Annotated in this window: 2 protein-coding genes and 1 pseudogene; all 3 read left to right on the top strand. The window is 62.2% G+C overall.

The annotated features are described in order from the left end of the window. Positions 1-50: 50 nt before the first annotated feature. Positions 51-227 (top strand): annotated as a pseudogene (locus tag NV2_RS33040) (transposase); the annotation flags it as partial. Between the two features lie 145 nt (positions 228-372). Further along, entirely contained in the window at positions 373-1521 is a 1149-nt protein-coding gene (locus tag NV2_RS30450; protein WP_067882398.1) for an IS30 family transposase, read from the top strand. 54 nt (positions 1522-1575) lie between these two features. Beyond that, complete coding sequence (locus NV2_RS30445) at positions 1576-2502, top strand: IS3 family transposase (RefSeq protein WP_067882395.1); 927 nt, start codon at positions 1576-1578, stop codon at positions 2500-2502. Positions 2503-2532 lie beyond the last annotated feature (30 nt).

The following is a 2532-nucleotide window of genomic DNA, read 5'->3' as shown; positions in this document are numbered from 1 at the left end:
AGTGGACACCGACTTGGCAGGATCATCGATCCTGCTGGGAGGATGTTCTCATGTCTCGGAAACGTCGGTCGTTCACGACCGAGTACAAGGTCGAGGCCGCCCACCGGGTGATCGATTCCGGTCGTACCGTGGCCGAGGTCTCCCGCGAACTCGGCATCCACGAAAGCCTGCTTGGCCGCTGGGTCGCCGACGAACGCCGCCGCCTCGATGCCGCCGCTGTCCACGGCGAAAAGCCACTCTCACCAGCGGAACGAGAAGAACTGCTCCGGTTGCGGAAACAGGTCGCCGAGCAGGACAAGGACATCGCCTTCCTGAAAAAAGCTTCCTTAGATTCAACTGGTCAACGCAACGGTGCTGGTGAAATGAGGGTCTGTGGCGAGGGTCGGGCGGCCGGGGATGTCGGAGGCGATGAAGACCGAGTTGTGGCGTCGGTGGCGGGCCGGCGAATCAATCAGCGTGATCTCGCGCGCGTTGGACAAGCCTCCAGGATCGGTATTCACGGTATTGAAGCACCACGGCGGGATCGCGCCGCGGGCACGGACCGTCCGTTGGGGCAATCTCACTGTTGAGGAACGAGAGGCGATCTCACGCGGAATCAGCGCTGACCAGTCATTTCGTATGATCGCCGAAGTTCTCGGCCGTTCAGTATCCACGGTCAGCAGGGAAGTCGACCGCAACGGCGGGCGGGCCGCGTATCGGGCTGTCGCGGCTCAGGAGCGTGCTGACGAGCAGCGTCGCAGGCCGAAGCCAACACTTCTGGCCCGCAACCGGATTCTGCGCGAGCGGGTGGTCGAATTACTGGACCGGGAGTGGTCTCCAGAGCAGATCGCCAAGCGGCTGCGCCGTGACCATCCCGATGATCCCGAGATGACTGTCAGCCACGAGACGATCTACCGATCGGTCTACACCACGCGATGGAAGGTCATTCCCAAACACATGTGCAAGAAACTTCGGACCGGCAGGCCGATACGAAAAAACAAGCGGCACACGGTGAAAGGGCAATGGCGCTCTCAGATCATCGGGGCCCGGTCGATCAAGGACAGGCCTGCCGACGCCGAAGACCGCAGCGGTGCCGGGCACCTGGAGGGTGATCTGGTGATCGGCGGAACATTCAGCCAGATCGCCACCCTCGTCGATCGCAAGACCCGCTACCTGACCATCGTGCAACTGGCAGACCGACGCACCGAGACCGTCGTCGCGGCGCTTATCGACCGCTACGCGTCGATGCATCCAGCGCTACGGCGCTCCTTGACGTGGGACCGTGGAATGGAGCTCGCTGATCATCGAATACTCAGTGCGGCAACGGGTATCGAAGTGTTCTTCGCCGCGCCACGTAGTCCATGGCAACGCGGCACGAACGAGAACACCAACAAACTGGTTCGCCAGTATCTACCGAAGGGAACCAACCTCAGTACTTACAGCCAGGCCGACCTCGACGCCATCGCCGACCGCCTCAATAACCGGCCACGCAAATGCCTCGACTATCGGACGCCTGCCGAGTGTGTTGCGTTGACAGCTTGAATCTAAGTCGGCGTACTTTGCCGCGATGCAGCAGAACCGGCCCGGTTCGAACTGATGGTGAAGTACGCCGCCCCCGATGCCGTGGCGGTGGCCGATATCGCCGGCACCGTTGCCGTGTCCGAACAGTTCGACGTGGTCCGCATGGCCAGACTGCTCGAGGTGTCGACATCGGGTTTCTATGAATGGAAAAAGCGCACGGCAGCAACGGAATTGACCGACCGTAAGCAGCGGCGGGCCGATCTGACGGTGAAGATCCTGGACGCGCACGCAGCCTCCGCCGGCACCTACGGATCACCCCGCATCACCGACGAGCTGCGAGATCAGGGGGAGCGGGTGTCGGCCAAGACGGTCGCAGCGATCATGGCCTCGATCGGGCTGCAAGGCATCAGCCCACGAACCTTCAAGGTCAGAATCACCGTCCAGGATCCGACCGCGTCGTTCCCGGCCGACCTGGTGGCACGCCAGTTCGACCAGGGGCGCCCCGACGCTGTCTGGACCACCGATGTCACCTACCTGACCTGCGGTGAAGGTGACATGTTCCTGTGTGCTGTCCGGGACGGACACACTCGCCGGGTGCTGGGCTACAGCATCGCCGACCACATCGGCGCGGATATGGTCACCGCGGCTATCGACGCTGCCGTCGCGGCCCGCGGTGGCGACTGTCGAGCCACGATCCTGCATTCGGACCGCGGCGGCGAGTTCACCGCTGGATTGACCGCCCAGGCCTGCTCCCGGCACGGGCTGCGACGATCGATGGGCGCGACCGGAATATGCTGGGACAACAGCGCATCCGAATCGCTGTGGTCGAGCTTCAAGCATGAACACTACTATCGGCACGTTTACCCAACGAAGGCTGAACTCGTTGCCTCGGTTTACAATTGGATGGACTGGTACAACAATCGCCGTCGACACTCGTCGATCGGTAGCATCAGTCCCGTCCGTTTCGAGCAGTTACTGACAATGGCAGCTGAAGCTGCTTAAACCCCTGTCCACCATTCGGGGTGAACCTCA

The organism is Nocardia vermiculata NBRC 100427 (genome assembly GCF_001613265.1).
Classification (GTDB): domain Bacteria; phylum Actinomycetota; class Actinomycetes; order Mycobacteriales; family Mycobacteriaceae; genus Nocardia; species Nocardia vermiculata.
The sequence above is the reverse complement of the archived record's forward strand: the minus strand, read 5'-3'. Positions and strand labels throughout refer to the sequence as shown.